The sequence below is a fragment of the Arthrobacter sp. NicSoilB8 genome (assembly GCF_019977355.1).
Classification (GTDB): Bacteria; Actinomycetota; Actinomycetes; order Actinomycetales; family Micrococcaceae; genus Arthrobacter.
The window spans coordinates 2486853-2508320 of record NZ_AP024655.1 but is presented as its reverse complement, the minus strand read 5'-3'; the positions used below and the strand labels follow the sequence as shown (position 1 = coordinate 2508320).

Genomic DNA, 21468 nt, shown 5'->3' with positions numbered 1-21468 from the left:
ACCCCCAGACAGGCCGCAGGCAGTCCGCAGACGGGCTGGGGCCCGCCCGGTGGGCACTAGGACCCTTGTCCGAGGCCCCGCAGTGCAGAAGAATGAAGCGCGGGGAACTAGACGAACGACAGAATCAAACGGCGCAGCAAAAATGCGGCCGGACAGGAGAACCATGATTGCCTGGGCAGACGCAGGTCTCACTGCACCGGATGGCGTACCGGCGGTGATCCGAGTCTTTATCCTTGATGACCACGAACTCGTCAGACGCGGGCTGCAGGAGCTACTCGAGGGCGAAGGATTCGTCGTCGTCGGAAGCTCCGGATCGGCGGTGGAAGCGACCCGCCGCATTCCGGCCCTTCACCCCGATGTATGTGTGCTCGATGCCCGCCTGCCGGACGGGACCGGCATCGAGGTCTGCCGTGACGTGCGCTCGGTGGACCCGTCCCTGAACTGCATCATCCTGACCAGTTTCGACGACGAACAGGCCCTCCGCGGCGCCGTCCTGGCCGGTGCGCGAGGATACGTGCTGAAGGAAATCGGCGGCACCGACCTGATCGACACCCTGCGGCAGGCTGCCGCCGGCGCATCGCTTTTCGACGACGGCGTCGCCGCCGGCGTGATGGAGAGCCTGGTGGAGACCGAAGAGGTCGACCCGCGCACCTCGTCGCTGACACCCCAGGAACGGAAAGTCCTGGAACTGGTGGGCGGCGGACTCACCAACCGGCAGATTGCCGCCGAAATGTTCCTGGCGGAAAAGACCGTCAAGAACTATGTGTCGTCGCTGCTGGCCAAGCTGGGATTCGAACGCCGCACCCAGGCCGCTGTCTTCATCGCCAGTCCGGCATTTCCCGCGGCGACCGCCGGCAGCGGCAGCGACGGACCCCGGCCGCACAGCGTCCGGTAGTTTCTGCGCCCGGCCGCACAGCGCCCGGCAGTTTCTGCCGGTTGTTTCTGCGCCCGGCCGGTTGTTTCTGCGCCCGGGCGCGCCGCCTGAGGAGCGCTGCCTAGAGCGGCACCGACCACTCGAGGCTTGTACCGGCGTCGGGCTCGCTCGTGATGGTGCATTCGCCGTCGAGCATCCGCGCGCGATCCTCAAGGTTGGACAGCCCGTTGCGTTTGCCCGGCTCGGTGAACCCGGAACCGTTATCACTGATCACCACCGTCACCCGGCCCTTGACCACGGCCACGGAGACCGAGATTGTGTCCGCACCGGAATGCCGGATCGCGTTGCTGAGCCCTTCCGAGACCACGGCGACGACGTTGTCGGCCTTGTCCGGTGTCACGGCATCCACGGGTCCTGTGATGGTCAGGCGCGGCGAGAAGGGCATTGACTTCGCGGTACTGCGCGTGACTCTCCGGATCCGGCCGCTCAGCAGTTCGGTAATTCCGGTGTTGCTCTTCAGCGAGTAGATCGTGTCGCGCAGGCTTCGGATCGCCTCGTCGAGTTCGCCGGTGATATTGCGGATCCGCTCCATGGCCAGCTCGTCCTTGGTGAAACGGGTGAGGCTCTGCACGCTCAGTCCGGCAGCAAAGAGCCGCTGGATGACGAGGTCGTGCAGGTCGCGGGCGATCCTGTCCCGGTCAGTGAAGACCAGCAGCTCCTCGCGCAGGCGGTGCACCCGGGACAGTTCCAGGGCGAGGGCGACGTGGGAGCCGAACACCGCCCCCATCTCGATGTCGGTTCTGGCGTAGCCGACCGACTCCTTGTTCCGTGCCAGCAGAAGGAGCCCGTGGTGGGCGCCTTGGGTACTGAGCGCCACGGCTAGCAGCGGCCCGGTGATTCCGGTGTCGATGTCTCCCACCACCTCCGACGCGTCGTCGAACAGCACGGGCTCGCCGCCCTCGAGGACCCCCTCCAAGAGCTGGGACTCCAGGCGCAGTGATTTTCCGGAAAAGGCCGGCCCGCTTTCGCCGGCGACGCCGATCACCACGTGGCCGGGGCCGTCGGCAGCGGGTGCCACCAGCAGGGCAAGGTCGGACGCGGACTCCCGGAGCGCGCGGCTGGCAATCGGATCCAGTCCGCCCGACGTATAGTCGCGGTCCGTGCTCAGCATCAGCCCGGAGACGTCCATGCTGGCCTCGAGCCAGCGGGCCCGCCTGCGCGCGTCGTCATAGAGCCGGGCATTCTCGATGGCGACGCCGGCGGCCGCCGCCAAGGCGACGGCAAGGGCCTCGTCTTCGAGGGTGAAGTCATCCCCGCCCTCTTTTTCAGTAAGGTATAGGTTCCCGAAGACCACGTCCCGGACCCGCACCGGGACGCCGAGGAAGGACTGCATGGGGGGGTGCTTTGCGGGGAACCCGTAAGATTCCGCGTGCTGGCGAAGATCATGCAGCCGAAGCGGCCGGGGCTCCGTGATCAGGAGGCCGAGCACGCCGTGACCGGTCGGCAGCGGGCCGATCTGGCGTGCGAGTTCACCGTCGATGCCCACGGTGATGAAGTGGCTCAGCGCGTGGTCGTCGCCGATCACCCCCAGGGCGCCATAGCGGGCGTGGAGCAGCCGGCAGGCCGACTCGACCACCCGTTCCAGGACGGCATCCAGGCTCAGGTCCTCGGCCAGGGCCACGACCGCTTCCAGCAGTCCGGCCATGCGTTCCTTGGACTGGAGCAGCTCCTCCGCCCGGACGACAAATCCCTTGAGAAGTTCGTCAACTCCGGGATTTTGCCCGGACACGGTATGGCCTGAACTCTCACCCGTTGATTGCATGTCATTGCCCCCACTCGCTCCGGCGCACGTCGACGCTGACGGCCTGATGCAAGAATACCGCCAACAGCTCGAAAGGTCCCCGGAATTGGGAGTTTATCCGGCGTCTGGGACCTTTTGCCCTAGCCGCCGCCGGCCCCGGCCCCGTACGCTGGCCGGCATGAGTACTGACGCGAACCCGGGCGGAAACCAGTCAAAGGACCAAACCCACGCAGTGGAAAATCTGGAGCCTCACGAGTGCTGGCGGCTGTTGCGCAGCGTCACGGTGGGCAGGCTGGCAGTCTGGGTGGACGATCATCCGGATATCTTCCCCATCAATTACAAGGTGGACCACGGGACGCTGGTGTTCCGCACCGCGGAGGGGACCAAGCTGCAGGCGGCCACCGGCGACACGCCGGTGGCAGTGGAAACCGACGGCGTGGATGCGGATACCGGGATCGCGTGGAGCGTCGTGGTCAAGGGCCAGGCCGCACCGGTGAAGAACCCGGAGGAAGTCATGGACACCGTCGGCTTGTTGCTGTTCCCGTGGCAGGCCGGAAAGAAGGAGCATTTCGTCCGGATCACGCCGGACACCGTCACCGGCCGGCGCTTCAAGGTGGTGCCCCCGATGACATGGTGGACGCCGCTGGACGACGCCACCCGGTCCGGCCTCGAATAGCCCCAAGTACACCGCATGCGCTAGCAGATAGGCTGGTCCCGGGGCCTGCGGTCCGGCAGGCCTGCCAGCGCACCGCGGTGCGGTGGCTAGGCGAGGCGGGTGATCTCGACGCTGACAGTGAGGCCGGATCCCCCGCCGCCGGACAGGATGCCCTTGAGCGGCGGCACGTCGCGGTAGTCCCGGCCGCGGGCCACGGTGACGTGGAAGTCCCCCGCCGGCTTGTGGTTGGTCGGGTCCCAGCTGCGCCATTCGCCGTCCCACCATTCAAGCCAGGCATGGGACTGCCCGGCAACCGCCTCGCCGAGGTCCGCCGTCGAGCGGGGGTGCAGATAGCCGGACACGTAGCGCGCCGGGATCCCGCAACTGCGCAGCGAGCCGATGGCGAGGTGCGCCAGGTCCTGGCACACGCCTTGCCGCTGGTTCCAGGCCTGCTCGGCGTTGGTGGTGACGCCGGTGGAACCCTTCATGTACGTCATTTCACCGCGCATCCAGTCAAAGACGACCATGGCGGCCTCGTGCGGCGTCTTTCCCTCGACTACGCCGGGGATAATGCCGAGCACCTCTGAGCCGGGCCCGGTGAGCTGGGACTGCGGAATCCAGTCGCTGAACTGGTTGAGCGTCTCCGGGGCGGCCAGGACGTCCCACCCGACAATGTCGGCCTCGGCCGCGATCTTTTCGACCCGGTGCACCTCAACGGTGGTGGTGGCCAGGACCTCGAGGTGGTCGTGCGGCATCTGCATGTCGAACGCCGTCACACGCGTGCCCCAGTAGTCGCGGTAGCTGCTCAGGGCCGCCTGCGAGGGCGAGACCTTCATGGAGGACTCCAGCACCACCTGCTGAGGGTCCGTCAGCGGGGTCATCCGGGCCTCGTTGTAGGACAGGGTGACGCGCTTGTTGTACTTGTACGCCGTCTTGTGGACGATCTTGAGCCGGGTCATGAAACTTCTCCCACCCAGGCCAGTTCGTCTGCCTGATTGAAGTACTTACGGGAAATGGCGTCCGAGGCCTGCGAAACCGCCTTTTGCACACGTTCCATGTGCTCCGGAAGCTCCGCCATCAGGTCATCGGTGCGGTGGAATTCCAGGAAGGTGCGGGCCTGGCCGACAATCCGGCGGGCGTCGTTGATGAAGCCGACGCGCTGGGCTGAGGGGTCAAGCTTCGCCAGGCACTCGTCAGCGTCGCGCAGGGCGTACACAATGGACCGCGGAAACAGCCGGTCCAGGAGCAGGAATTCAGCTGCGTGCTGGTCGCCGAAGGCAGCCCGGCGGGTCCGCAGGAAGGATTCGTAGGCGCCGGCGCAGCGGAGCATGTTCACCCACGACATGCCGGCCGAAAGGACATCACGCGTGGAAAGCATGCGGGCCGTCATGTCGGCACGCTCCAGGGAACGGCCCAGGACGAGGAACAGCCAGCTTTCGTCGTGGCTGACAGTGGTGTCGGCCAGGCCGCTGACCATGGCCGTGCGCTCCAGGACCCAGTTGCAGAACCGGTAGGTGCCCACGACGTCCTTGCGGTGCTGGTTCAGCCCGTAGTAGGTCGTGTTGAGGCTTTCCCAGAGTCCGGACGAGACGGTCTCCCGGGCACGGCGGGCGTTTTCCCGGGCCGCGCCGAGCGAGCCGGCAATCGACGTCGCGCTCTGCTTGTCGTAGGCGAGGGCGTTGAGCAGTTCGGGCAGGCCGAAATCCTCGTTTTGGGCGCGCGCGCCCATGACGGCGAGGAGTTCCTGCGCGACGCTGCGCTGCTCCGCCATGGGCAGGTGATTGAGCCGTTCCAGGTGGACATCGAGGATCCTCGCTGTGCCGTCGGCCCGTTCCACGTAGCGGCCGATCCAAAACAGTGACTCGGCAATACGGCTAAGCATTCGCGGTTACCTCCTTCGCGTCAGAAATCTGTTGCTGCTGCTGCTCTTTCTGGCTGTCACGCCAGTTACTCTCCACGGGCCAGACCGAGACCCGCTCGCGGACCGCGATCGTGGGCCGCGGGATGACCTCGACCGGAACCTGCGGCGAATCGGCCAGGACCCAGGTGTCCTTGGAGCCGCCGCCCTGGCTCGAATTGACGATCAGCGAGCCCTCCTTAAGGGCCACCCGGGTGAGGCCGCCCGGGAGAACCCAGACGTCCTCGCCGTCGTTGACCGCGAACGGGCGCAGGTCCACGTGCCGGGGGCCGAACTTGTCGCCGCTGAGGGTGGGCACCGTGGACAGCTGCAGCACCGGCTGCGCAATCCACCCGCGGGGGTCCGCGATGACCCGCTTGCGCAGGGCTTCGAGTTCGTCCTTGGACGCGTCGGGGCCGATCACGAGGCCCTTGCCGCCGGAGCCGTCGACGGGCTTGACCACAAGCTCGTCGAGGCGGTCCAGGACGTGTTCCCGGGCTTCCTTCTCCTCCAGCCGGAACGTGTCCACGTTGGCGATCAGGGGCTCTTCACTGAGGTAGTACCGGATCAGGTCCGGGACGTAGCTGTAGACGAGCTTGTCGTCGGCGACGCCGTTGCCCACCGCGTTGGCTATGGTGACGCCCCCGGCGCGGGCCGCGTTGACCAGGCCCGGGCAGCCGAGCATGGAATCGGCCCGGAACTGCAGGGGGTCAAGGAACTCATCGTCAATGCGCTTGTAGATGACATCGACGCGCTGCTCGCCTGCCGTGGTGCGCATATAGACCCGGTTGCCGCGGCAGATGAGGTCGCGGCCCTCGACGAGCTCGACGCCCATGAGCCCGGCGAGCAGGGTGTGCTCAAAGTAGGCGCTGTTGAAGACGCCGGGGGTCAGGACCACCACGGTGGGATCGTCGACGCCGGCGGGCGCGGTCTTGCGCAGCGCGGACAAGAGCCGGCGCGGGTACTCCTCAACCGGGCGAATGAGCTGCTGGCCGAAGGCCTCGGGCAGGCCCTTGGCCATGGCCCTGCGGTTCTCGAGCACGTAGCTGACGCCCGAGGGCACGCGCACGTTGTCCTCGAGGACGCGGAAGGTGCCCGCGGCGTCCCGGACGACGTCGATCCCGGAAATGTGGACCCGGACGCCGCCGGCGGGTTCAAAGCCGTGCACCTGGCGGTGGAAGTGGGCGCTTGTGGTGACGAGCTGGCGCGGGATGACGCCGTCGGACACCACCGTCATTTTGTCGTAGACGTCGTTGAGGAAGGCTTCAAGGGCGCGCACGCGTTGCGCCACGCCGCGCTCCAGGACGCTCCATTCCTCGGCGGGGATCACGCGGGGAACGATATCCAGGGGGAAGGGCCGTTCCTCGCCCGCGAAGTCGAAGGTGACACCGCGGTCCAGGAAGGTCCGGGCCATCGAATCGGCGCGGGCGCTGACGTCGGCCAGCGAGAGTTCACGCAGGGCCAAGGCCACCTGCCCGTAGGACTTCCGGGCCTGCTGGCCGGGGGCAAACATCTCGTCGTAGGCGCCGGTACGGCCGGCAGCCTCGGAGTAATCCTGGAATAGGTCAGACATGGTGACAAGCCAACCACTTTTTCGTTACGAAATCATTTCGGTGGCCCGCGACGCGCTCCGCGCCGCTGGCCGGGCACCGCCGGCCGCGCCGTGTCGGCCGGCCCGCCGGGCCTGCAGGCCGCGAGCCGGGGCTGCCACAGTTACTGGTTTTCCGTCCGGGTACGGCAATGTAGGGGCGTGCCCCCCACCAGATCCGCGGCCGCGGCCGCGCCAGGCCTGCTAGGCGCCGCAGCGGCCGTTGCCGCCGCCGTCGGCGTCCACCTGATGCTCCCGGCGATACCGGCCATGACCGTTGCCGTGCTCCTCGGGCTCCTGGCGGCCAACCTGCCGGGGGTCGCGGACTGGACCGCGGGGCCGGCGCGTCCCGGCCTCGACTTCGCCGGCAAGCACCTGATGCGGGCCGGGATCGTGGTGCTGGGCCTGAAGGTCAGCCTCGGCGATGTGCTGGGCCTCGGCTGGGCTGCGCTGCTGCTGATCGCGGCCGTGGTGCTGGCGGCCTTCGCAGGCACCTACGGGATCAGCAGGCTCTTCGGGATTCCGCCCCGCGTATCGCTCCTGGTGGCCACCGGGTTCGCTATTTGCGGGGCATCCGCGATCGGGGCGATGGCCGCCGTGCGCCGGATCCGTCACGAGGAGACGGTGCTGCCGGTGGCGCTCGTGACGCTGTGCGGGACGCTGGCGATCGGGGTGTTGCCCCTGCTGGCGCGGCCCCTGGGCCTCGGTGCGGAGGTTTTCGGGGCGTGGACCGGCGCCTCGGTGCACGACGTCGGGCAGGTGGTCGCCACCGCCCAGACCGCGGGCGCCACGGCTCTGGCGGTCGCCGTCGTCGTCAAGCTCTCCCGCGTGATCCTGCTGGCCCCGGTGGTCGCCGCCGCGGGGTTCCACCACCGGCTGGGCACCGTGGCCGACGGTGCCGCGCGCCCGCCGGTGGTCCCGCTGTTCGTGATCGGCTTTGTGGCCCTGGCGGGCCTCCGCACCACCGGCTGGCTCTCCCCCGGGATCCTGGACGCGGCCGCCGCCCTCCAGGACGCACTGCTGGGCATGGCCCTGTTCGGGCTGGGCTCAGCCGTCCGCGTCGGACAGCTCCTCCACACCGGCGCCCGCGCGCTGCTGGCCGCGCTCGCGTCCTGGCTCCTGATCGCCCTGCTGGGCCTCGCCGCCGCATTCCTGATGTTCCCGCCGTCGTGATCCTCCTGCATTTCGTGACCCGCCGCCATCTGACGCACCCGCGGCGTGATCCGGCACACAGGCTCCCGTGATTAGATAGCTGGGTGTCGAATCAGAATCTGAGCCGCGACGAGGCCGCGGCCCGCGCCGCCCTCATCACCACGCACAGCTACGACGTCTCCCTTGACGTCCGTGAGGCGGCAGACCCGAATGTTGCCGGCTACACGAGCCGCAGCGTCATCACGTTTTCGGCCAGCGAGCCCGGGGCGTCGACCTTCGTGGACTTCATCGCGGGCAGCGTGCACAGCGTCTTCCTCAACGGCAAAGGCCTTGCCGTCTCCGACGTCGTGGACGGCTCCCGGATCCGGCTGGAGAACCTGCAGCCGGAAAACCAGGTCACCATCACCGGGACCGCCCTCTACAGCACGTCCGGTGAGGGCATGCACCGTTTCGTCGACCCCGCCGACGGGCAGTGCTACCTCTACACGCAGTACGAACCCGCCGACGCCCGGCGCGTATTCGCGAATTTCGAGCAGCCCGATCTGAAGGCCGAGTTCACGTTCCACGTCATGGCGCCCTCGGACTGGGAGGTCTCCTCCAACGGCACCGAGGTCCTGCGGACCCAGCTAACGAGCGATCCGGCCACGAGCCGCTGGGACTTCGCCCCCACCAAGGCGATGTCCACCTACATCACCACCGTCCTCGCCGGACCCTATTTCAAGGCCGAGGACGCCTGGCACGGCACGCTGGGCGACGGCACGGCCCTTCACGTGCCGCTGGCACTGTACTGCCGCGCCTCCATGGCCGCCTCCTTCGACGCCGAGGCACTCTTCCGGCTCACCAGGAACGGGCTGTCCTTCTTCAACGAGCTCTTCGATTTCCCCTACCCGTGGGGCAAATACGAGCAGGCGTTCGTGCCTGAGTACAACCTCGGCGCCATGGAAAACCCGGGCCTCGTGACCTTCACCGAAAGCTATGTCTTCACCTCCCGCGCCGCCGATTCGCAGTACCAGGCCCGCGCCAACACCCTCCTGCATGAAATGGCGCACATGTGGTTCGGCGACCTCGTCACCATGAAGTGGTGGGATGACTTGTGGCTCAAGGAATCCTTCGCGGACTACATGGGCACCCTCGGCGTGGACCGGACCACGGACTGGGACACGGCCTGGGTGAACTTCGCCAACAACCGCAAGGCGTGGGCCTATGTCCAGGACCAGCTCCCCACCACCCACCCGATCGTCGCTGACATCCCGGACCTGGAGGCCGCGAAGCAGAACTTCGACGGCATCACGTACGCCAAGGGCGCCTCGGTGCTCAAGCAGCTCGTCGCCTACGTCGGCTTCGAGGCCTTCATTGCCGGGTCCCGCCGGTACTTCCGCGACCACGCCTACGGCAACACCACACTCGCCAACCTCCTGGCGGCGCTGAGCGAGGCATCCGGCCGCGACCTCGCCGAGTGGGCCCGTCAATGGCTCCAGACCTCCGGCATCTCGACCCTGACCTGCGAGATCACGGAGTCCGGTGACACGCTCGGTTCCGTCGCGGTCCTGCAGGACGCCGTGGATCCCGCCACCGGCCGGCAGGAGCCCCGCCCGCACCGGCTGCGGATCGGCCTCTACAACTTCGACGACGCCGGCGCCCTGGTCCGCACGGACAGCGTTGAGACAGATCTTGGCGGCGCCCGGACCGAGGTCACCGCCCTCGCTGGAAAGGCGCTGCCTGCCTTGCTGCTGGTCAACGACGACGACCTCAGCTACGCCAAGGTCCGGCTGGATCCGCACTCCGAGGCCACCGTGCGCAAGTCCCTGGACAAGCTCAGCGACCCCATGGCGCGGGCCCTGTGCTGGACGGCGCTGTGGGACTCGGCGCGCGACGCCGTCACACCGGCCTCCCTGTATGTCGACGCCGTCCAAAGCTTCGGGCCCGCCGAACCGGGAATCGGCGTCCTGCTCAACGTGCTGGGCAACGCCTCGACGGCGGTCGAGCGGTACGTGCCCCGCGGGCAGCGGGACGCGGTGCGCGGCGGCTTCCTTAGTGCCGCGGCCGAACAGCTGCAGGCGGCAGCGCCGGGATCCGACCAGCAATTGGCCTGGGCCCGCACCCTCGCCGCGACCAGCCGGTACGATGCCGGCCGGCTCGACCTCCTCCGGGGCATGCTGGACGGCAGCACGGTGATCGAGGGCCTCGCCGTGGACGCCGAATTGCGCTGGAACTTCTGGCACGCCCTGGCCGCCCACGGCCAGGCCTCGCAGGAGCAGCTGGACCAGGAGCTGACGCGGGACAATACGGCGGCGGGCAAGTCCGGGCATGCCACGGCCCTCGCGGCCCGGCCCGAGCCGTCCGTCAAGGCGGCGGCGTGGGAGGCCGCCGTGCACGGCACGGGGCTGTCCAACCAGCTCCTGAGTGCCACCATCGCCGGGTTCAACACGGGCGCGGCGTCGCTGCTCGCCGAATTCATCGACCCGTACTTCGAGTGCCTCGAGCAAGTTTGGGCGGACCGCAGCATTGAGATCGCCAGCCGGATTGTCCGCGGCTTCTACCCTGCGGGACAGGACCTCGACGGCCACGGCGGAACACCCGAGACCCACGCCGTGATCATCCGCACCGATGACTGGCTCGCGGCCCACGCGGACGCGCCGCGCGCCCTGCGCCGCATCATCATCGAACAGCGCAGCCACCTGCACCGCGCCCTCACGGCACAGGCGCTGACGGCACAGGCCCTCGCGGCCTAGGGGATCGGGGGCCGGACGTCACGAGCACCGGTCTTTACGGAACACGCTGCCGGGGGCCGGTGTCAGGGAACGGGTCATTACGGAACCGGTTGTTGTTACGGAACCCCCTGCTAGGGAACCCCTTGCTAAGGAACCCGGTGCAGCCACTCCGCGGTGCCGAACTTGGTCTGCACGCGGCGGCCGGCGGCCTCCAGCTCGGCGTCGGTGAGTTCGGAGGGCGTGGCCCCGTAGCGTTCGGTGAAGACGTCCATCATGGCCGCGACGATGTCGGCGCGGGGCATCCCGGTCTGGCGGCGGAGCGGGTCCACGCGTTTCTTGGCGCTCCTGGTGCCCTTGTCTGAGAGTTTCTCCTGGCCGATCCGCAGCACCTCCACCATTTTGTCGGCGTCGATGTCGTAGCTCATGGTGACGTGGTGCAGCATGCCGCCGTTGGCGAGCCGTTTCTGGGCCGCCCCGCCGATCTTGCCGTGTTCCGTGGCGATGTCGTTGAGCGGCACATAAAAGGCGCTGATCCCGACCTTTTCCAGGGCCGCCATCACCCAGGCGTCGAGGAAAGTGTACGAGTCCGCGAAGCTGATGCCGTCCACGAGGGTCTGCGGGAGGTACAGCGAATAGGTGATGCAGTTGCCGGCCTCCATGAACATCGCTCCCCCGCCGCTGATCCGGCGGACCACGCTGATGCCGTGCCGGGCCACGCCCGCGGGGTGGAGTTCATTGCGGACCGACTGGAAGCTGCCGATCACCACCGAGGGCTCTTCCCAGTCCCAGAACCGCAGCGTGGGGTTGCGCCGGCCGGCGCCGACTTCCTCGGTCAGGACCTCGTCCAGGGCGACGTTGACGTGGGTGGGCAGGACGGACGGGGCGATGATGTTCCAGTGGTGGTCCGCCCAGCCGGTGGCCTTCGCCAGGGCGCGGCGGACGGTGAGCGCAACGGCGTCGGCCGAAAAACCGAACAGCACCGCGCCTTCGGGCAGGGCCGCCGCCACGGCGGCCGCGATGTCGGCGGCACTCGAATCCGCCGGCAGCCCGGTGAGCGCCCGGTTGATCTCCGGCAGCGCCTCGTCCGGTTCCAGGAAGAAGTCCCCGCTGAGCGAGACGTGGGCCAGCACACCGTCCACGACGTCGAAATCGGCGACCACGAGCTTGCCGCCCGGGACCTTATACTCGCCGTGGTGACGGCCGCCGTCGTCGAGAGCGCCGGAACCGGGGGGCACAGGAAGGGATGTCATGACATCCATCCTGCCGCATTCATCCGGGACCCGGGAACCCGCGAAACCGGGCAAGCCGGCAGGGACGCAAAAAGGCCCGCACCGTTGCCGGTGCGGGCCTCCTACAAGACCTTGGCGAAGAAGTTTACTTCTTGCCGCCGAAGCCCTTGAAGCGAGCGTTGAAGCGCTCGACGCGGCCTGCGGAGTCCATGATGCGCTGCTTGCCCGTGTAGAACGGGTGGGACTCGGAGGAGATTTCGACGTCGATGACCGGGTAGGTGTTGCCGTCTTCCCACTCGATGGTCTTCTTGGAAGACACGGTGGACTTGGTCAGGAACTTGACGCCGGAAGCCAGGTCGTTGAAAACAACAGCTTCGTACTTCGGGTGAGTATCAGACTTCATAATTGGACCTTTGTTCGCACAACTGGATTTTGCCAGCTGCCAGGTATGAATGGGATGGCCGGCGGAAAACACCGGACGGCCAGCTATCAATCATAGCCGATTCCAGGCGGCCTGACGAACACCGTCGCCGCACGTCAGCGCGGCACCGCAGGGCCCCGCTCGACGCGCCGCGCCTGCCGTCAACAGTCCGCCGGTTCAGCCCTTCGGTTCAGTCCCGCGGGCGGAGCTCCCAGAACGCCACCGCGGACGCCGCGGCGACGTTGAGGGAATCGACCCCCGGGCGCATCGGGATCTTCACGGCGAGGTCGACGGCGGCAAGGGTGCCTTCGCTCATGCCCGCGCCTTCCGTGCCGAGCACCAGGGCCAGCCGCTCCGGCCGGCGGCCGGCGAGCTCGTCGAGGTCGACGGCGTCCTCCGTGAGTTCCATGGCCGCCACGGTGAAGCCCTGCTCCTGGAGCGTGGCGAGGCCCCCCGGCCAGTCCTCCAGCCGTGCCCACGGCACCTGGAACACGGTGCCCATGCTGACCCGGACGCTGCGGCGGTACAGCGGATCCCCGCAGCGCGGCGAGACCAGGACCGCGTCCACGCCCAGGGCCGCGGCGGAGCGGAAGATGGCCCCCACGTTGGTGTGGTCCACGATGTCCTCCAGCACGGCGACCCGGCGGGCACCGGCGAGCAGTTCCGCCAGCGGCACCGGGGCGGGCCGGTGCATGGCGGCCATGGCGCCGCGGTGCAGGTGGAAACCGGTGATCTCCTCCAGCAGCGCCGCGGAGCCGACATAGGCCGGGACGTCCGGGTACTGCTCGAAGACATCGGCCAGGTCCGCGGCCCACTTCTCGGCCAGGAAGAAGGACCGTGGCCGGTGCCCCGCGGCCAGCGCCCGGCGCAGGACGCGCGAGGACTCGGCGATGTACAGGCCCTCGGCGGGTTCACGGACTTTGCGCAGGTGCACGTCGGTGAGCTGGGTGTAGTCGGCAACCCGGGGGTCGTCGGCGGATTCAAGATAGTGAAAGGTCACTGGCAGGCCATTTCGAGGAGGCTAGTCGCGCGGCTTATTTGAACAGGTTGGCGATCATGAATCCCAGCGCCACGAGGCCCAGGACGAAGATGACCCCGCGCAGGACCACCGGGGAGAGCCGGCGCCCCACCTTGGAGCCGATCACCCCGCCGACCAGGGAGCTCACGGCGATCAGGCCCACCACGGCCCAGTTGATCCGGTCGAAGGCGAACAGGAGGTAGGAGCAGGCCGCGATGACGTTCACGCCCAGGACCAGGATGTTCTTCATCGCGTTGGCGTTCTGGATGGTACCGGTCATGAACACGCCCAGGATGCCGACTAACAGGATGCCCTGGGCCGCGACGAAGTAGCCGCCATAGACGCCGGCCAGGTACACCAGCGCCACGAGCAGGACGCCGTGGCGGCGGTCCCGGATGGCGTGCTCGGGGTTTTCTTCCCGGTTTTTCACCCACCGCTGCAGGCGCGGCTGGAAGGCCACCATCAGCAGGGCCAGCACAATCAGGACAGGGGCGGCGTAGTAGAAGACCTTCTCAGGCAGGTGCAGCAGCAGGTAGGCGCCGGTGACGGCACCCAGCAGCGAGGCCGGCAGGAGCCGCAGCAGCTGCTTGCCGCGGCCCGTCAGCTCCCGCCGGTAGCCCCAGGCGCCGGCGGCGTTGCCGGCCACAAGCCCCATGGCGTTGCTGATGGAGGCAGTGACAGGAGGGTAACCGAGGGCGATCAGGACCGGGAAGGTGACCAGGGTGCCGGAACCGACGACGCTGTTGATGGTGCCTGCCCACAGCCCGGCGAAGAAAATGAAGACACTACTGAGGAACTCCACGCGCGGTCAGCGGCCCCGTCAGCGGCTGGCGGTGGCGCTGTACCGGCCGGCGTTGACAGTGACGTCCAGCGGCAGTCCGAACGTTTCGCTCAGGTTTTCGGCCGTGAGGACTTCCTCCAGCGGACCGGAGGCCACTACGCCGCCGTCGCGCAGGAGCATGGCGTGGGTGAAGCCCGGCGGCACTTCTTCGAGGTGATGGGTGACCAGGACGATCGCCGGGGCGGCGGCGTCGCGGGCGAGTTCGCTCAGGCGCTCGACGAGGTCCTCGCGGCCGCCGAGGTCGAGCCCGGCGGCGGGCTCATCCAGGAGCAGGAGCTCGGGGTCGGTCATGAGGGCGCGGGCGATCTGGACGCGCTTGCGCTCCCCCTCGGAGAGCGAGGCGAACGGGCGGTTGAGCAGCGGGCCCATTCCCCACTCGTTGAGCAGGCCGAAGGCGCGGCGCTCGTCGTCCCTCTCGTAGCCTTCGCGCCAGCGGCCGGTCACGCCGTACGCGGCGGTGACCACCACGTTGAGGACCTTTTCCTGCTCGGGGATCTGGCTCGCCAGGGCGGCGGAGGACAGCCCGATCCGGGGGCGGAGTTCGAAGACGTCGACGGCGCCGAGGACTTCCTCGAGGATGCCCGCCGTGCCGGACGTGGGGTGGATCCGGGCGCCGGCCAGCTGGAGCAGAGTGGTCTTGCCGGCACCGTTGGGGCCCAGAATCACCCAACGCTCGCCTTCCTTGACCTGCCAGTCCACCTTGTCCAGGAGCGTCTTGGCCCCACGTACAACGCTGACGCCGGCCATTTCAAGAACTTCACTCATAGGAGTAGACACTAGGACAAAACAGCGGACGACTGATAACCGGCGCCGCAGGCCGCCGTGGAGCGTCACGCGGCGGCGGCCGGGGCGCAACGAATTCGGGCCGCCCGACGCCTGCTCGCTAGGATTGAGGCCATGAGTTCGAACGTGACCGCAGTCAGCTACGGCCTGAAACTGTCCCTTCCCGACATCCAGCGGCTGCGTTCGCTCCTCACGGCCGCCGGGCTGAGCGTTGACGCGGAAACCCGCACCGGCGACGGCCGGTTCGAGGTGTACGCGGCGGACTGCACAATGGCGACCGGAAATTCGGCGCCAGCGAATTCAGGCTCAACGACTTCAGGCTCAGCGAATTCGGACTCGGCTCCGGCCGGTTCGCTCACGGCGGCCTCGCTGGACGGTCCGCGCCGAGCGCTGGCGGCTTCCGGTATCGACGGGGTGGACACGGCGCTGGTCCCCGCGGCACTGCGCAACGCGCCGCGGAAGTTCCTGATCATGGATGTGGACTCCACGCTGATCCAGCAGGAAGTGATCGAACTCCTGGCCGCCTATGCGGGCAAGCGCGAGGAAGTGACGGCAGTGACCGAGGCCGCGATGCGTGGCGAGCTGGACTTCGCCCAGAGCCTGCACGCCCGGGTGGCGGTGCTCGCCGGGCTGCCTTCCGACGTCGTTGAGAAGGTCCGCGCCGAGGTCAAGCTCACCGACGGGGCCGCCGAACTCGTGGCGGCGTTCCAGGCCGCCGGCCACGCCGTGGCCGTGGTGTCCGGCGGGTTTAACCAGATCCTCCGGCCGATCGCCGAGGACCTGGGGCTGCACTACTGGATCGCGAACGAACTTGAAATCGCCGATGGCGCGCTGACCGGGAAGGTGATCGGCGACGTCGTCGACCGCGCCGCGAAGGAGAAGTACCTGCGCGAGTGGGCCGCGGCCGAAGGCATCCCCATGGAGCACACGATTGCCGTGGGCGACGGCGCCAACGATCTCGACATGCTCGGCGCCGCCGGAATCGGCGTCGCGTTCAATGCGAAGCCGGCCGTCCGCGCCGCCGCGGACGCCGCCGTGAACCTGCCCTATCTTGACGCCGTGCGGTACATCGCCGGGGTCTGATGCCCTAAGCGCCAGTGCCTTAACCGCGAGTGCCGTAACCGCGAGGTGGCACGTCGCGGCAATGTCCGTGGGGAACATTACCGCGACGTGCCACCTCGGCGAACAGCCGGCCGGCGGTCCTAGCTGGAGCTCTTGCCCTCTGCCTTGTCTGCGGTCTTATCGAAATAATCCGCACCGCCGACGTATTCGGTGTGGCCGGTCTCGACGTCGGCGGTGGCCATCTTGGCGACCTCGGCGGCAAACTCCTTGACCGAGTACAGCTTGCCGGCCTCGGCGCGGCGGGCCTCGATGGCGCCGGGGTTGGAACGGTCAAGCAGCGTGGCAGTGACGGTGCCCTCGATCATGTCGCCGGAGACGACCACGAGCGAGATGCCCTTGTCCGCCAACGCGGGCACGAGTTCGCGCAGGGCGTCCTCGCCGGCGCGCTTGCTGCGGGCGACGGGCTCGTACTCGGGCATGGTGGTCACGGTGTTGATGAAGTGTGCCTGGTGGCTGGTCACGAAGACCACGCGCGAGCCTTCGGGCATGAGGGGAACGGCGGCGTTGAGCATGTTCACCTGCGCGTCGCGGTTCAGCTTCAGCGCGTAGCCCTCTTCCATGCCGGTCTCCATGCCGCCGGAGGCGTTGAGGACCAGGAGGTCGAGCGAGCCGAAGTTTTCCATAGCGGCGCTGGCAAGGGCCTGCACGCCGTCCTGGGTGGTCAGGTCCGCCCCGACGGCCACCGCACGGCCGCCGTCGGCCTCGATCTCGGCGACCACCTTGTTGGCGCGCGGCGCCTTCTGGCGGTAGTTCACCACCACGGCCGCCCCCTCGGCGGCGAGGAACTTGGCGACTTCGGCGCCGATTCCGCGCGACGAACCGGTCACGATCGCAGTCTTGTTCTCCAGCAGTCCCATACAAGCTCCTTTGTTCCAAACGTCCAAACACTGTGGGTCTGCAATCCATCATGCCAGCGGATTGTGGCATTTCTGTTGTTCAGCATCCACAAAGAAGCTCCTGCGGCGTAGTTCCCGGGGCGGGTGCGCGGGACCGGCGTGTGGTGCCTTCTGCGGCTGCCTCCCGCGTCCCGCCCGCTGCAGTTGACCTTCCCGCCCCGCTTCCCGCGTCCGCCCGCCGCCGCGCTGCCTGCCACTCTGCTGGCCTCCCGCAGCATGGCGCGGGCGTAGTCTGACCCCCATGGTTGTTGTTGCCGGGACCCGGCAGGCGCCGCAGGCCGGGGATGTGCCATGACCGCGGCGGGGCGCGGGGACGCCACGCCGGAGGACGTCTTCACCGGCTCGCCGCGTGGCCTCGCGCTGTGCCGGGCTGTAGAGGCCATGTTGGCGGTTCCGGCCCCGCCGGAGATCCGGGTGACCAGGAGCCAGGTGGCCTTCCGGGAGGCCCGGGGCTTCGCGTATGTCTGGTGGCCCGGACGCTACGTCCGCTCCGACGTGCCTGCCGTGCTGTCGATCGCCCTGCGCAGCCGCATCGTGTCCGCCAGGTTCAAGTCCGTGGTCAACCCGTCCCCCGGCGTCTGGATGCACCACCTGGAACTCCGCTCGGAAGCCGACCTCGACGCCGAGGTTGCCGGATGGCTCCGGCGAGCCCGGGACGAGGCCCGCTGACCCGCCCCGGGCCGGCCGCAGCCCCGGGCCGGCCGAGCCGGCTTTGCCTGTTCGGGTCCGCCAGGAACTGGTCCATCAGTGCAGGTCCGCCAGGTCTGGTCCATCAGTGCTGGTCCGCCGGCAATGGCCCATCAGTGCAGGATCTGCTTTTCCGCGTCAGCCGCCGCCGGCTCAGCTGCGATCGATGCGGATCTTCTTGGTGGTTTCCGCCGGGGTCGTTTCGGGAGCCGGTGCACGGACCTCCAGGACGCCGTCCTTGTAGGTGGCGGTGATGTCTTCTTCCTTGGCGCCTGCCGGCAGCGCGATGCTGCGGGAGGCCGACCCGTAACGGAATTCCGAGCGGTACCCGGTCTTGCTCTTGTGCTCGGACTTTTCCTCGCGCTCCACGGAGATGTTCAGCATGCCCTCGCTGACCGAGACGTCGACGTCCTTGTCGGGATCGATCCCGGGCACTTCGGCCCGGACCACCAGGGTGTTGCCTTCCTGGAACTGTTCGAGCTTGATGCTCGGCGCAATGGTCAGATCACCTTCCAGGAAGCGGCGGACCGGCTCCAGCATGTCCGAAGGCGTCCACTTGCTGAGATCACTCATGATATTCCTCCTGCGTCCACGCCCCTGCCGCGGCATGGTGAGGGGCTGTGAGCCCATTACACGCTCCCGGGGCCCCGGCGCCAAGGGCAAAAAGGCCCGGCGTGGAAGAAACCAGCGCGCCGTCTCCGGGAGCGCAGCGGGCGGAAAACGGTAGGGAACGACGGCGGATGCCGCCGTCGTTCCCTGCTTTTTGCTGCCCGGGGGCGTGGTCCGCCGCGCCCGGCGTCCTCGTCCGGACCTAGTGGCCCATGCCGAGGCCGCCGTCGACCGGAATAACCGCACCGGAAATGTAGGACGCCTCGTCGCTGGCGATCCAGCGGACGACGTTGGCGACCTCGGACGCCTCGGCGAAGCGCCCGGCGGGGACCTTGGTCAGGTAGTCCTTCTGCGTGGCTTCAGGCAGTTCCGCCGTCATGTCCGTGTTGATAAAGCCCGGTGCCACTACGTTCGCGGTGATCCCGCGCGCTCCGAGCTCGCGGGTGAGCGACCGGGCGATGCCCACCAGGCCGGCCTTGGAAGCTGAGTAATTGATCTGGCCCGGCGCGCCGTACAGGCCCGAGACGGAGGAAATCAGCACGACGCGGCCCTTGCGCGCCCGGATCATGCCCTTGGACGCGCGTTTGATGACGCGGAAGGCGCCCGTGAGGTTAGTGTCGATCACGGACGTGAAGTCGTCTTCGCTCATGCGCATCAGGAGGGTGTCCTTGGTGATGCCGGCGTTGGCGACGAGGACTTCTACGGGACCGTGGGCGGCTTCGACTTCCGTGAACGCGGCGTCCACGGACGCTTCGTCGGTAACGTCCGCCTTCACGCCGAGGATGCCCTCGGGCAGCGCAGACTCGCTGCGGAAGGTCACCGCCACTTTGTCGCCGTTGGCCAGGAAGGACTCGGCGATGGCCAGGCCGATCCCGCGGTTTCCGCCGGTGATCAGAACGCTGCGGCCGGTGGTGGTTGTTTCAGACATAGGGGACTCCGGGATTCTGCGGCAGGGGGCCGCGCTGGGGGCTGGAAATTTCCTGCCTCCGATCTTAGCGCCCGGCTCGCACCCGTTTGGGCGGGTCAGCCGATGGTGAGAGAATTGCACTAAGCCTTGGGAGCGTGATCTGACAGCCGTGACACTCAAAAACCGACCCGGTGTTCCTGTGCCCGGGAGGCCGGACGCCGAGTCCGGCGGCACTGAGGTGCACAGCATCACAGACGCCGCCGCCGCGCATTCGGACGAGATGCGCGAGCGGATGATCAAATACGCCGTGGCCATGGGCATCCGCATGGTCTGCCTGATTTTGATTTTTGTCGTGGACGGGTGGTTCAAGCTCATCCCGGTGCTGGGAGCCGTCTTCCTGCCCTGGATTGCGGTAGTGATCGCCAACGGCAGCGACAAAGCGGAAATCCACAGTGATTCCCTCCTGGACTATGCACCGCTGGCAGAGCTGGACGCCCCCGTGGGGCCGGCAGGGCCTGTCCCGGAAGCCGGCGAGGACGCCTCGGCGACGCTGCTGCAAGGCGAGCTGATCGATGACGAGAACGACGACGACAACCACGGACGGGCAGCTTCATGAACCTCTTTGACCTGGCCGGGAACGGCGGCGCCACCGCCGCGGCCCCGGGCACCGTCTGCTCGCGGAAGGCTTGCCGCGCCGTGGCGGAATGGCAGCTGCTGTGGAACAACCCCAAGATCCACACCCCGGAACGGCGCAAGATCTGGCTGGCATGCGGGGAGCACCGCGCCTGGCTCGAGGACTACCTCCAGACCCGCGGGCTGTGGAAAGAGACAGTGGCCCTCGACCCGTCTGCGCCCCTCGAAGACACCGTGCCCCTCGACCCGTCAGGCAGGATCGGCTGAATGTACCGCTTTCTCTTCTCCAGTAAATGGCTGGGGTACTTGTTGCTGGCCGCGATCTTCGCCGCCGGCTGCGTCGGCCTGGGCCGGTGGCAGATGGACCGCCGCGCCGAAACCCTGGCCGAAATCAACCGGGTGGTCTCCAACTACTCCGCCGCCCCGGTACCCTTCCCGCAGGTCCGGGACCAGTTCAACCGGCTCGACCCGGAGCGCGAGTGGACCCAGGTGGAGCTGAAAGGCAGCTACGACGTCGCCGGCCAGCGCATCGTCCGCAACCGCCCGCTCAACGGCCAGCCCGGCTACGAGGTGGTGGTCCCGTTCAAGCTCGATTCCGGCGAAACGGTGGTGATTGACCGCGGCTGGCTGCCCATCGGCAACAACACCCCGGGCCGGCCCGACTCGGTGCCGGCACCGCCGCAGGGACCGACGACTGTGGTTGCGCGCCTCAAGCCGGCCGAAGCCGAGCTTCAGCGCGGCGCCCCTGAGGGCCAGCTGGCCTCGATCGACCTCGCCGCCTATTCCACCCAGCTTGGCTATCCGCTCCTCACGGGCGCCTACGGACAGCTCGCCTCAGAGTCCCCCACGGTGCAGGACATGCCGTTCCCGTTCCCCAAACCGTCCACCGATGAGGGCACCCACCTGTCCTACTCCCTGCAGTGGTTCGCGTTCGGCGTGCTGATGTTCGTGGGGTTCGGCTATGCGGCCCGGCAGCAGGCCCGCAACGCCGCGATCGACGCGGAGGACGCCGAGGCCGAAGCCGCAGAGGGCGTGTTCCTGCATTCCTCCGGTCCGGTGGCCCGCCGTCGTCCTGCTCCCCGGAAGCGCAAGAACGCGACCGCGGAGGAAGAGGAAGACGCCATCTTGGACGCCCAGGGCTACTGACCGATGAGCCCCGAGGCCCTGCCGGAACCTGTGGCAAACGTCAGGCGCGCACTCACCGCCTTGGGTGCCCACGACACCGTGACGGTGTTCTCTACGAAAGTCCCGACCGCGGCCGCCGCGGCCGCCGCGCTGGGTTGCGACGTCGCGGCAATCACCAACAGCCTGGTGTTCGACCTTGAGGGCACACCGCTGCTCATCCTGGCCAGCGGCGCAGCCAGGGTCGACGTCGGCAAGGTGGCCGCGCAACTGGGGTCCGGCAAGATCCGCCGGGCCTCCCCTGATTTCGTCCTCGAACACACCGGCCAGGAGGTTGGCGGCGTGGCCCCGGTCGGCCACCCGGAGAAGATCCGGACCCTATTGGACGAGTCACTGGCGGCCCATCCCGTGCTCTGGGCAGGGGCCGGCGACCACAACTCGATGTTCTCGATCGGCTACGAGGAGCTGCAGCGAATCACGGGCGCCGAAGCGATGCCCGTCCGCTGACCCAACTAACTCGCA

The 21468-nt window shown here is 68.1% G+C and carries 22 protein-coding genes; 10 read left to right on the top strand and 12 right to left on the bottom strand.

All coding sequences use genetic code 11. The features are described 5' to 3' along the window. The first annotated feature begins 163 nt into the window (after positions 1 to 163). Complete coding sequence (locus LDO15_RS11225; RefSeq protein WP_276572917.1) at positions 164 to 895, top strand: response regulator transcription factor; 732 nt, start codon at positions 164 to 166, stop codon at positions 893 to 895. 100 nt (positions 896 to 995) lie between these two features. Here LDO15_RS11225 and LDO15_RS11220 read toward each other — a convergent pair whose 3' ends face one another. Beyond that, positions 996 to 2579, bottom strand: coding sequence for a GAF domain-containing sensor histidine kinase (locus LDO15_RS11220; protein ID WP_223987280.1), 1584 nt, complete (start codon positions 2577 to 2579; stop codon positions 996 to 998). A 274-nt stretch (positions 2580 to 2853) separates the two neighbouring features. Between LDO15_RS11220 and LDO15_RS11215 the strand changes: the two genes are divergently transcribed. After that, on the top strand, positions 2854 to 3351 hold the full coding sequence (locus LDO15_RS11215) for a pyridoxamine 5'-phosphate oxidase family protein (protein ID WP_223978879.1): 498 nt from the start codon (positions 2854 to 2856) through the stop codon (positions 3349 to 3351). Positions 3352 to 3437: 86 nt separating this feature from the next. Here LDO15_RS11215 and LDO15_RS11210 read toward each other — a convergent pair whose 3' ends face one another. From LDO15_RS11210 to LDO15_RS11200, 3 genes are read right to left on the bottom strand one after another with little or no spacing between them, the layout of a single operon-like run. Then, on the bottom strand, positions 3438 to 4289 hold the full coding sequence (locus LDO15_RS11210) for a transglutaminase family protein (RefSeq protein WP_223978877.1): 852 nt from the start codon (positions 4287 to 4289) through the stop codon (positions 3438 to 3440). Then, positions 4286 to 5212 carry an alpha-E domain-containing protein gene (locus LDO15_RS11205; RefSeq protein ID WP_223978875.1) on the bottom strand — a complete coding sequence of 309 codons (927 nt, stop codon included), beginning with the start codon at positions 5210 to 5212 and terminating at the stop codon, positions 4286 to 4288. The genes LDO15_RS11210 and LDO15_RS11205 overlap by 4 nt, the downstream gene beginning before the upstream one ends. Next, positions 5205 to 6800, bottom strand: a complete 1596-nt coding sequence (locus LDO15_RS11200; RefSeq protein WP_223978873.1) for a circularly permuted type 2 ATP-grasp protein — start codon at positions 6798 to 6800, stop codon at positions 5205 to 5207. Before LDO15_RS11200 ends, LDO15_RS11205 begins: the two co-directional genes overlap by 8 nt. A gap of 264 nt (positions 6801 to 7064) precedes the next feature. Here LDO15_RS11200 and LDO15_RS11195 point away from each other — a divergent pair, with 264 nt between their 5' ends. Together LDO15_RS11195 and pepN are read left to right on the top strand one after the other, a co-directional pair. Next, positions 7065 to 7988, top strand: a complete 924-nt coding sequence (locus LDO15_RS11195) for a putative sulfate exporter family transporter (protein ID WP_263428388.1) — start codon at positions 7065 to 7067, stop codon at positions 7986 to 7988. 83 nt (positions 7989 to 8071) lie between these two features. Beyond that, positions 8072 to 10699 carry an aminopeptidase N gene (gene pepN / locus LDO15_RS11190; protein ID WP_223978869.1) on the top strand — a complete coding sequence of 876 codons (2628 nt, stop codon included), beginning with the start codon at positions 8072 to 8074 and terminating at the stop codon, positions 10697 to 10699. Positions 10700 to 10824: 125 nt separating this feature from the next. Here pepN and LDO15_RS11185 read toward each other — a convergent pair whose 3' ends face one another. The 5 genes from LDO15_RS11185 to LDO15_RS11165 all read right to left on the bottom strand — a co-directional run bounded on the left by LDO15_RS11185 (position 10825) and on the right by LDO15_RS11165 (position 14952). Continuing rightward, a complete protein-coding gene (locus LDO15_RS11185; protein ID WP_223978867.1) occupies positions 10825 to 11928 on the bottom strand; it encodes a biotin/lipoate A/B protein ligase family protein in 1104 nt (367 codons plus the stop codon). A 124-nt stretch (positions 11929 to 12052) separates the two neighbouring features. After that, positions 12053 to 12310, bottom strand: a complete 258-nt coding sequence (locus LDO15_RS11180; RefSeq protein ID WP_024365679.1) for a type B 50S ribosomal protein L31 — start codon at positions 12308 to 12310, stop codon at positions 12053 to 12055. A 208-nt stretch (positions 12311 to 12518) separates the two neighbouring features. Then, the gene (locus LDO15_RS11175) at positions 12519 to 13328 is read right to left on the bottom strand and encodes an RNA methyltransferase (protein ID WP_223978866.1); all 810 of its coding nucleotides are present in this window, start codon (positions 13326 to 13328) and stop codon (positions 12519 to 12521) included. A gap of 34 nt (positions 13329 to 13362) precedes the next feature. Further along, the gene (locus LDO15_RS11170; protein ID WP_223978865.1) at positions 13363 to 14148 is read right to left on the bottom strand and encodes a sulfite exporter TauE/SafE family protein; all 786 of its coding nucleotides are present in this window, start codon (positions 14146 to 14148) and stop codon (positions 13363 to 13365) included. 18 nt (positions 14149 to 14166) lie between these two features. Continuing rightward, on the bottom strand, positions 14167 to 14952 hold the full coding sequence (locus LDO15_RS11165) for an ABC transporter ATP-binding protein (RefSeq protein ID WP_223978864.1): 786 nt from the start codon (positions 14950 to 14952) through the stop codon (positions 14167 to 14169). Between the two features lie 132 nt (positions 14953 to 15084). Here LDO15_RS11165 and serB point away from each other — a divergent pair, with 132 nt between their 5' ends. Then, the gene (gene serB, locus LDO15_RS11160) at positions 15085 to 16053 is read left to right on the top strand and encodes a phosphoserine phosphatase SerB (RefSeq protein ID WP_223978863.1); all 969 of its coding nucleotides are present in this window, start codon (positions 15085 to 15087) and stop codon (positions 16051 to 16053) included. A 119-nt stretch (positions 16054 to 16172) separates the two neighbouring features. On the opposite strand, the gene LDO15_RS11155 is transcribed toward serB, so the two are convergent. Then, entirely contained in the window at positions 16173 to 16949 is a 777-nt protein-coding gene (locus LDO15_RS11155) for an SDR family oxidoreductase (RefSeq protein ID WP_223978862.1), read from the bottom strand. 330 nt (positions 16950 to 17279) lie between these two features. Here LDO15_RS11155 and LDO15_RS11150 point away from each other — a divergent pair, with 330 nt between their 5' ends. Continuing rightward, positions 17280 to 17657, top strand: a complete 378-nt coding sequence (locus tag LDO15_RS11150; protein WP_223978861.1) for a DUF5655 domain-containing protein — start codon at positions 17280 to 17282, stop codon at positions 17655 to 17657. A 171-nt stretch (positions 17658 to 17828) separates the two neighbouring features. Here the strand turns inward: LDO15_RS11150 and LDO15_RS11145 are convergent, their stop codons facing one another. Further along, positions 17829 to 18248 carry an Hsp20/alpha crystallin family protein gene (locus tag LDO15_RS11145; RefSeq protein WP_223978860.1) on the bottom strand — a complete coding sequence of 140 codons (420 nt, stop codon included), beginning with the start codon at positions 18246 to 18248 and terminating at the stop codon, positions 17829 to 17831. A gap of 238 nt (positions 18249 to 18486) precedes the next feature. After that, positions 18487 to 19212, bottom strand: a complete 726-nt coding sequence (locus LDO15_RS11140) for a beta-ketoacyl-ACP reductase (protein WP_223978858.1) — start codon at positions 19210 to 19212, stop codon at positions 18487 to 18489. Positions 19213 to 19360: 148 nt separating this feature from the next. Here LDO15_RS11140 and LDO15_RS11135 point away from each other — a divergent pair, with 148 nt between their 5' ends. The 4 genes from LDO15_RS11135 to LDO15_RS11120 are packed head-to-tail and all read left to right on the top strand — an operon-like array spanning position 19361 to position 21453. Further along, entirely contained in the window at positions 19361 to 19807 is a 447-nt protein-coding gene (locus tag LDO15_RS11135) for a DUF3099 domain-containing protein (protein WP_223978856.1), read from the top strand. Further along, positions 19804 to 20091 carry a hypothetical protein gene (locus LDO15_RS11130; protein WP_223978854.1) on the top strand — a complete coding sequence of 96 codons (288 nt, stop codon included), beginning with the start codon at positions 19804 to 19806 and terminating at the stop codon, positions 20089 to 20091. The genes LDO15_RS11135 and LDO15_RS11130 overlap by 4 nt, the downstream gene beginning before the upstream one ends. Next, on the top strand, positions 20092 to 20970 hold the full coding sequence (locus tag LDO15_RS11125) for an SURF1 family protein (RefSeq protein WP_223978852.1): 879 nt from the start codon (positions 20092 to 20094) through the stop codon (positions 20968 to 20970). Positions 20971 to 20973: 3 nt separating this feature from the next. Next, positions 20974 to 21453 (top strand): YbaK/EbsC family protein, encoded by a 480-nt coding sequence (locus LDO15_RS11120; RefSeq protein ID WP_223978850.1) that lies wholly within the window; start codon positions 20974 to 20976, stop codon positions 21451 to 21453. The last annotated feature ends 15 nt before the right edge of the window (positions 21454 to 21468 follow it).

Coding starts and splice junctions, on each gene's coding strand:
- LDO15_RS11225 (WP_276572917.1), top strand. CDS start 164: ATGATTGCCTGGGCAGACGCAGGTCTCACTGCACCGGATGGCGTACCG.
- LDO15_RS11220 (WP_223987280.1), bottom strand. CDS start 2,579: ATGGCCGGACTGCTGGAAGCGGTCGTGGCCCTGGCCGAGGACCTGAGC.
- LDO15_RS11215 (WP_223978879.1), top strand. CDS start 2,854: ATGAGTACTGACGCGAACCCGGGCGGAAACCAGTCAAAGGACCAAACC.
- LDO15_RS11210 (WP_223978877.1), bottom strand. CDS start 4,289: ATGACCCGGCTCAAGATCGTCCACAAGACGGCGTACAAGTACAACAAG.
- LDO15_RS11205 (WP_223978875.1), bottom strand. CDS start 5,212: ATGCTTAGCCGTATTGCCGAGTCACTGTTTTGGATCGGCCGCTACGTG.
- LDO15_RS11200 (WP_223978873.1), bottom strand. CDS start 6,800: ATGTCTGACCTATTCCAGGATTACTCCGAGGCTGCCGGCCGTACCGGC.
- LDO15_RS11195 (WP_263428388.1), top strand. CDS start 7,065: ATGCTCCCGGCGATACCGGCCATGACCGTTGCCGTGCTCCTCGGGCTC.
- LDO15_RS11185 (WP_223978867.1), bottom strand. CDS start 11,928: ATGACATCCCTTCCTGTGCCCCCCGGTTCCGGCGCTCTCGACGACGGC.
- LDO15_RS11180 (WP_024365679.1), bottom strand. CDS start 12,310: ATGAAGTCTGATACTCACCCGAAGTACGAAGCTGTTGTTTTCAACGAC.
- LDO15_RS11165 (WP_223978864.1), bottom strand. CDS start 14,952: ATGAGTGAAGTTCTTGAAATGGCCGGCGTCAGCGTTGTACGTGGGGCC.
- serB (WP_223978863.1), top strand. CDS start 15,085: ATGAGTTCGAACGTGACCGCAGTCAGCTACGGCCTGAAACTGTCCCTT.
- LDO15_RS11155 (WP_223978862.1), bottom strand. CDS start 16,949: ATGGGACTGCTGGAGAACAAGACTGCGATCGTGACCGGTTCGTCGCGC.
- LDO15_RS11150 (WP_223978861.1), top strand. CDS start 17,280: ATGACCGCGGCGGGGCGCGGGGACGCCACGCCGGAGGACGTCTTCACC.
- LDO15_RS11145 (WP_223978860.1), bottom strand. CDS start 18,248: ATGAGTGATCTCAGCAAGTGGACGCCTTCGGACATGCTGGAGCCGGTC.
- LDO15_RS11140 (WP_223978858.1), bottom strand. CDS start 19,212: ATGTCTGAAACAACCACCACCGGCCGCAGCGTTCTGATCACCGGCGGA.
- LDO15_RS11130 (WP_223978854.1), top strand. CDS start 19,804: ATGAACCTCTTTGACCTGGCCGGGAACGGCGGCGCCACCGCCGCGGCC.
- LDO15_RS11125 (WP_223978852.1), top strand. CDS start 20,092: ATGTACCGCTTTCTCTTCTCCAGTAAATGGCTGGGGTACTTGTTGCTG.
- LDO15_RS11120 (WP_223978850.1), top strand. CDS start 20,974: ATGAGCCCCGAGGCCCTGCCGGAACCTGTGGCAAACGTCAGGCGCGCA.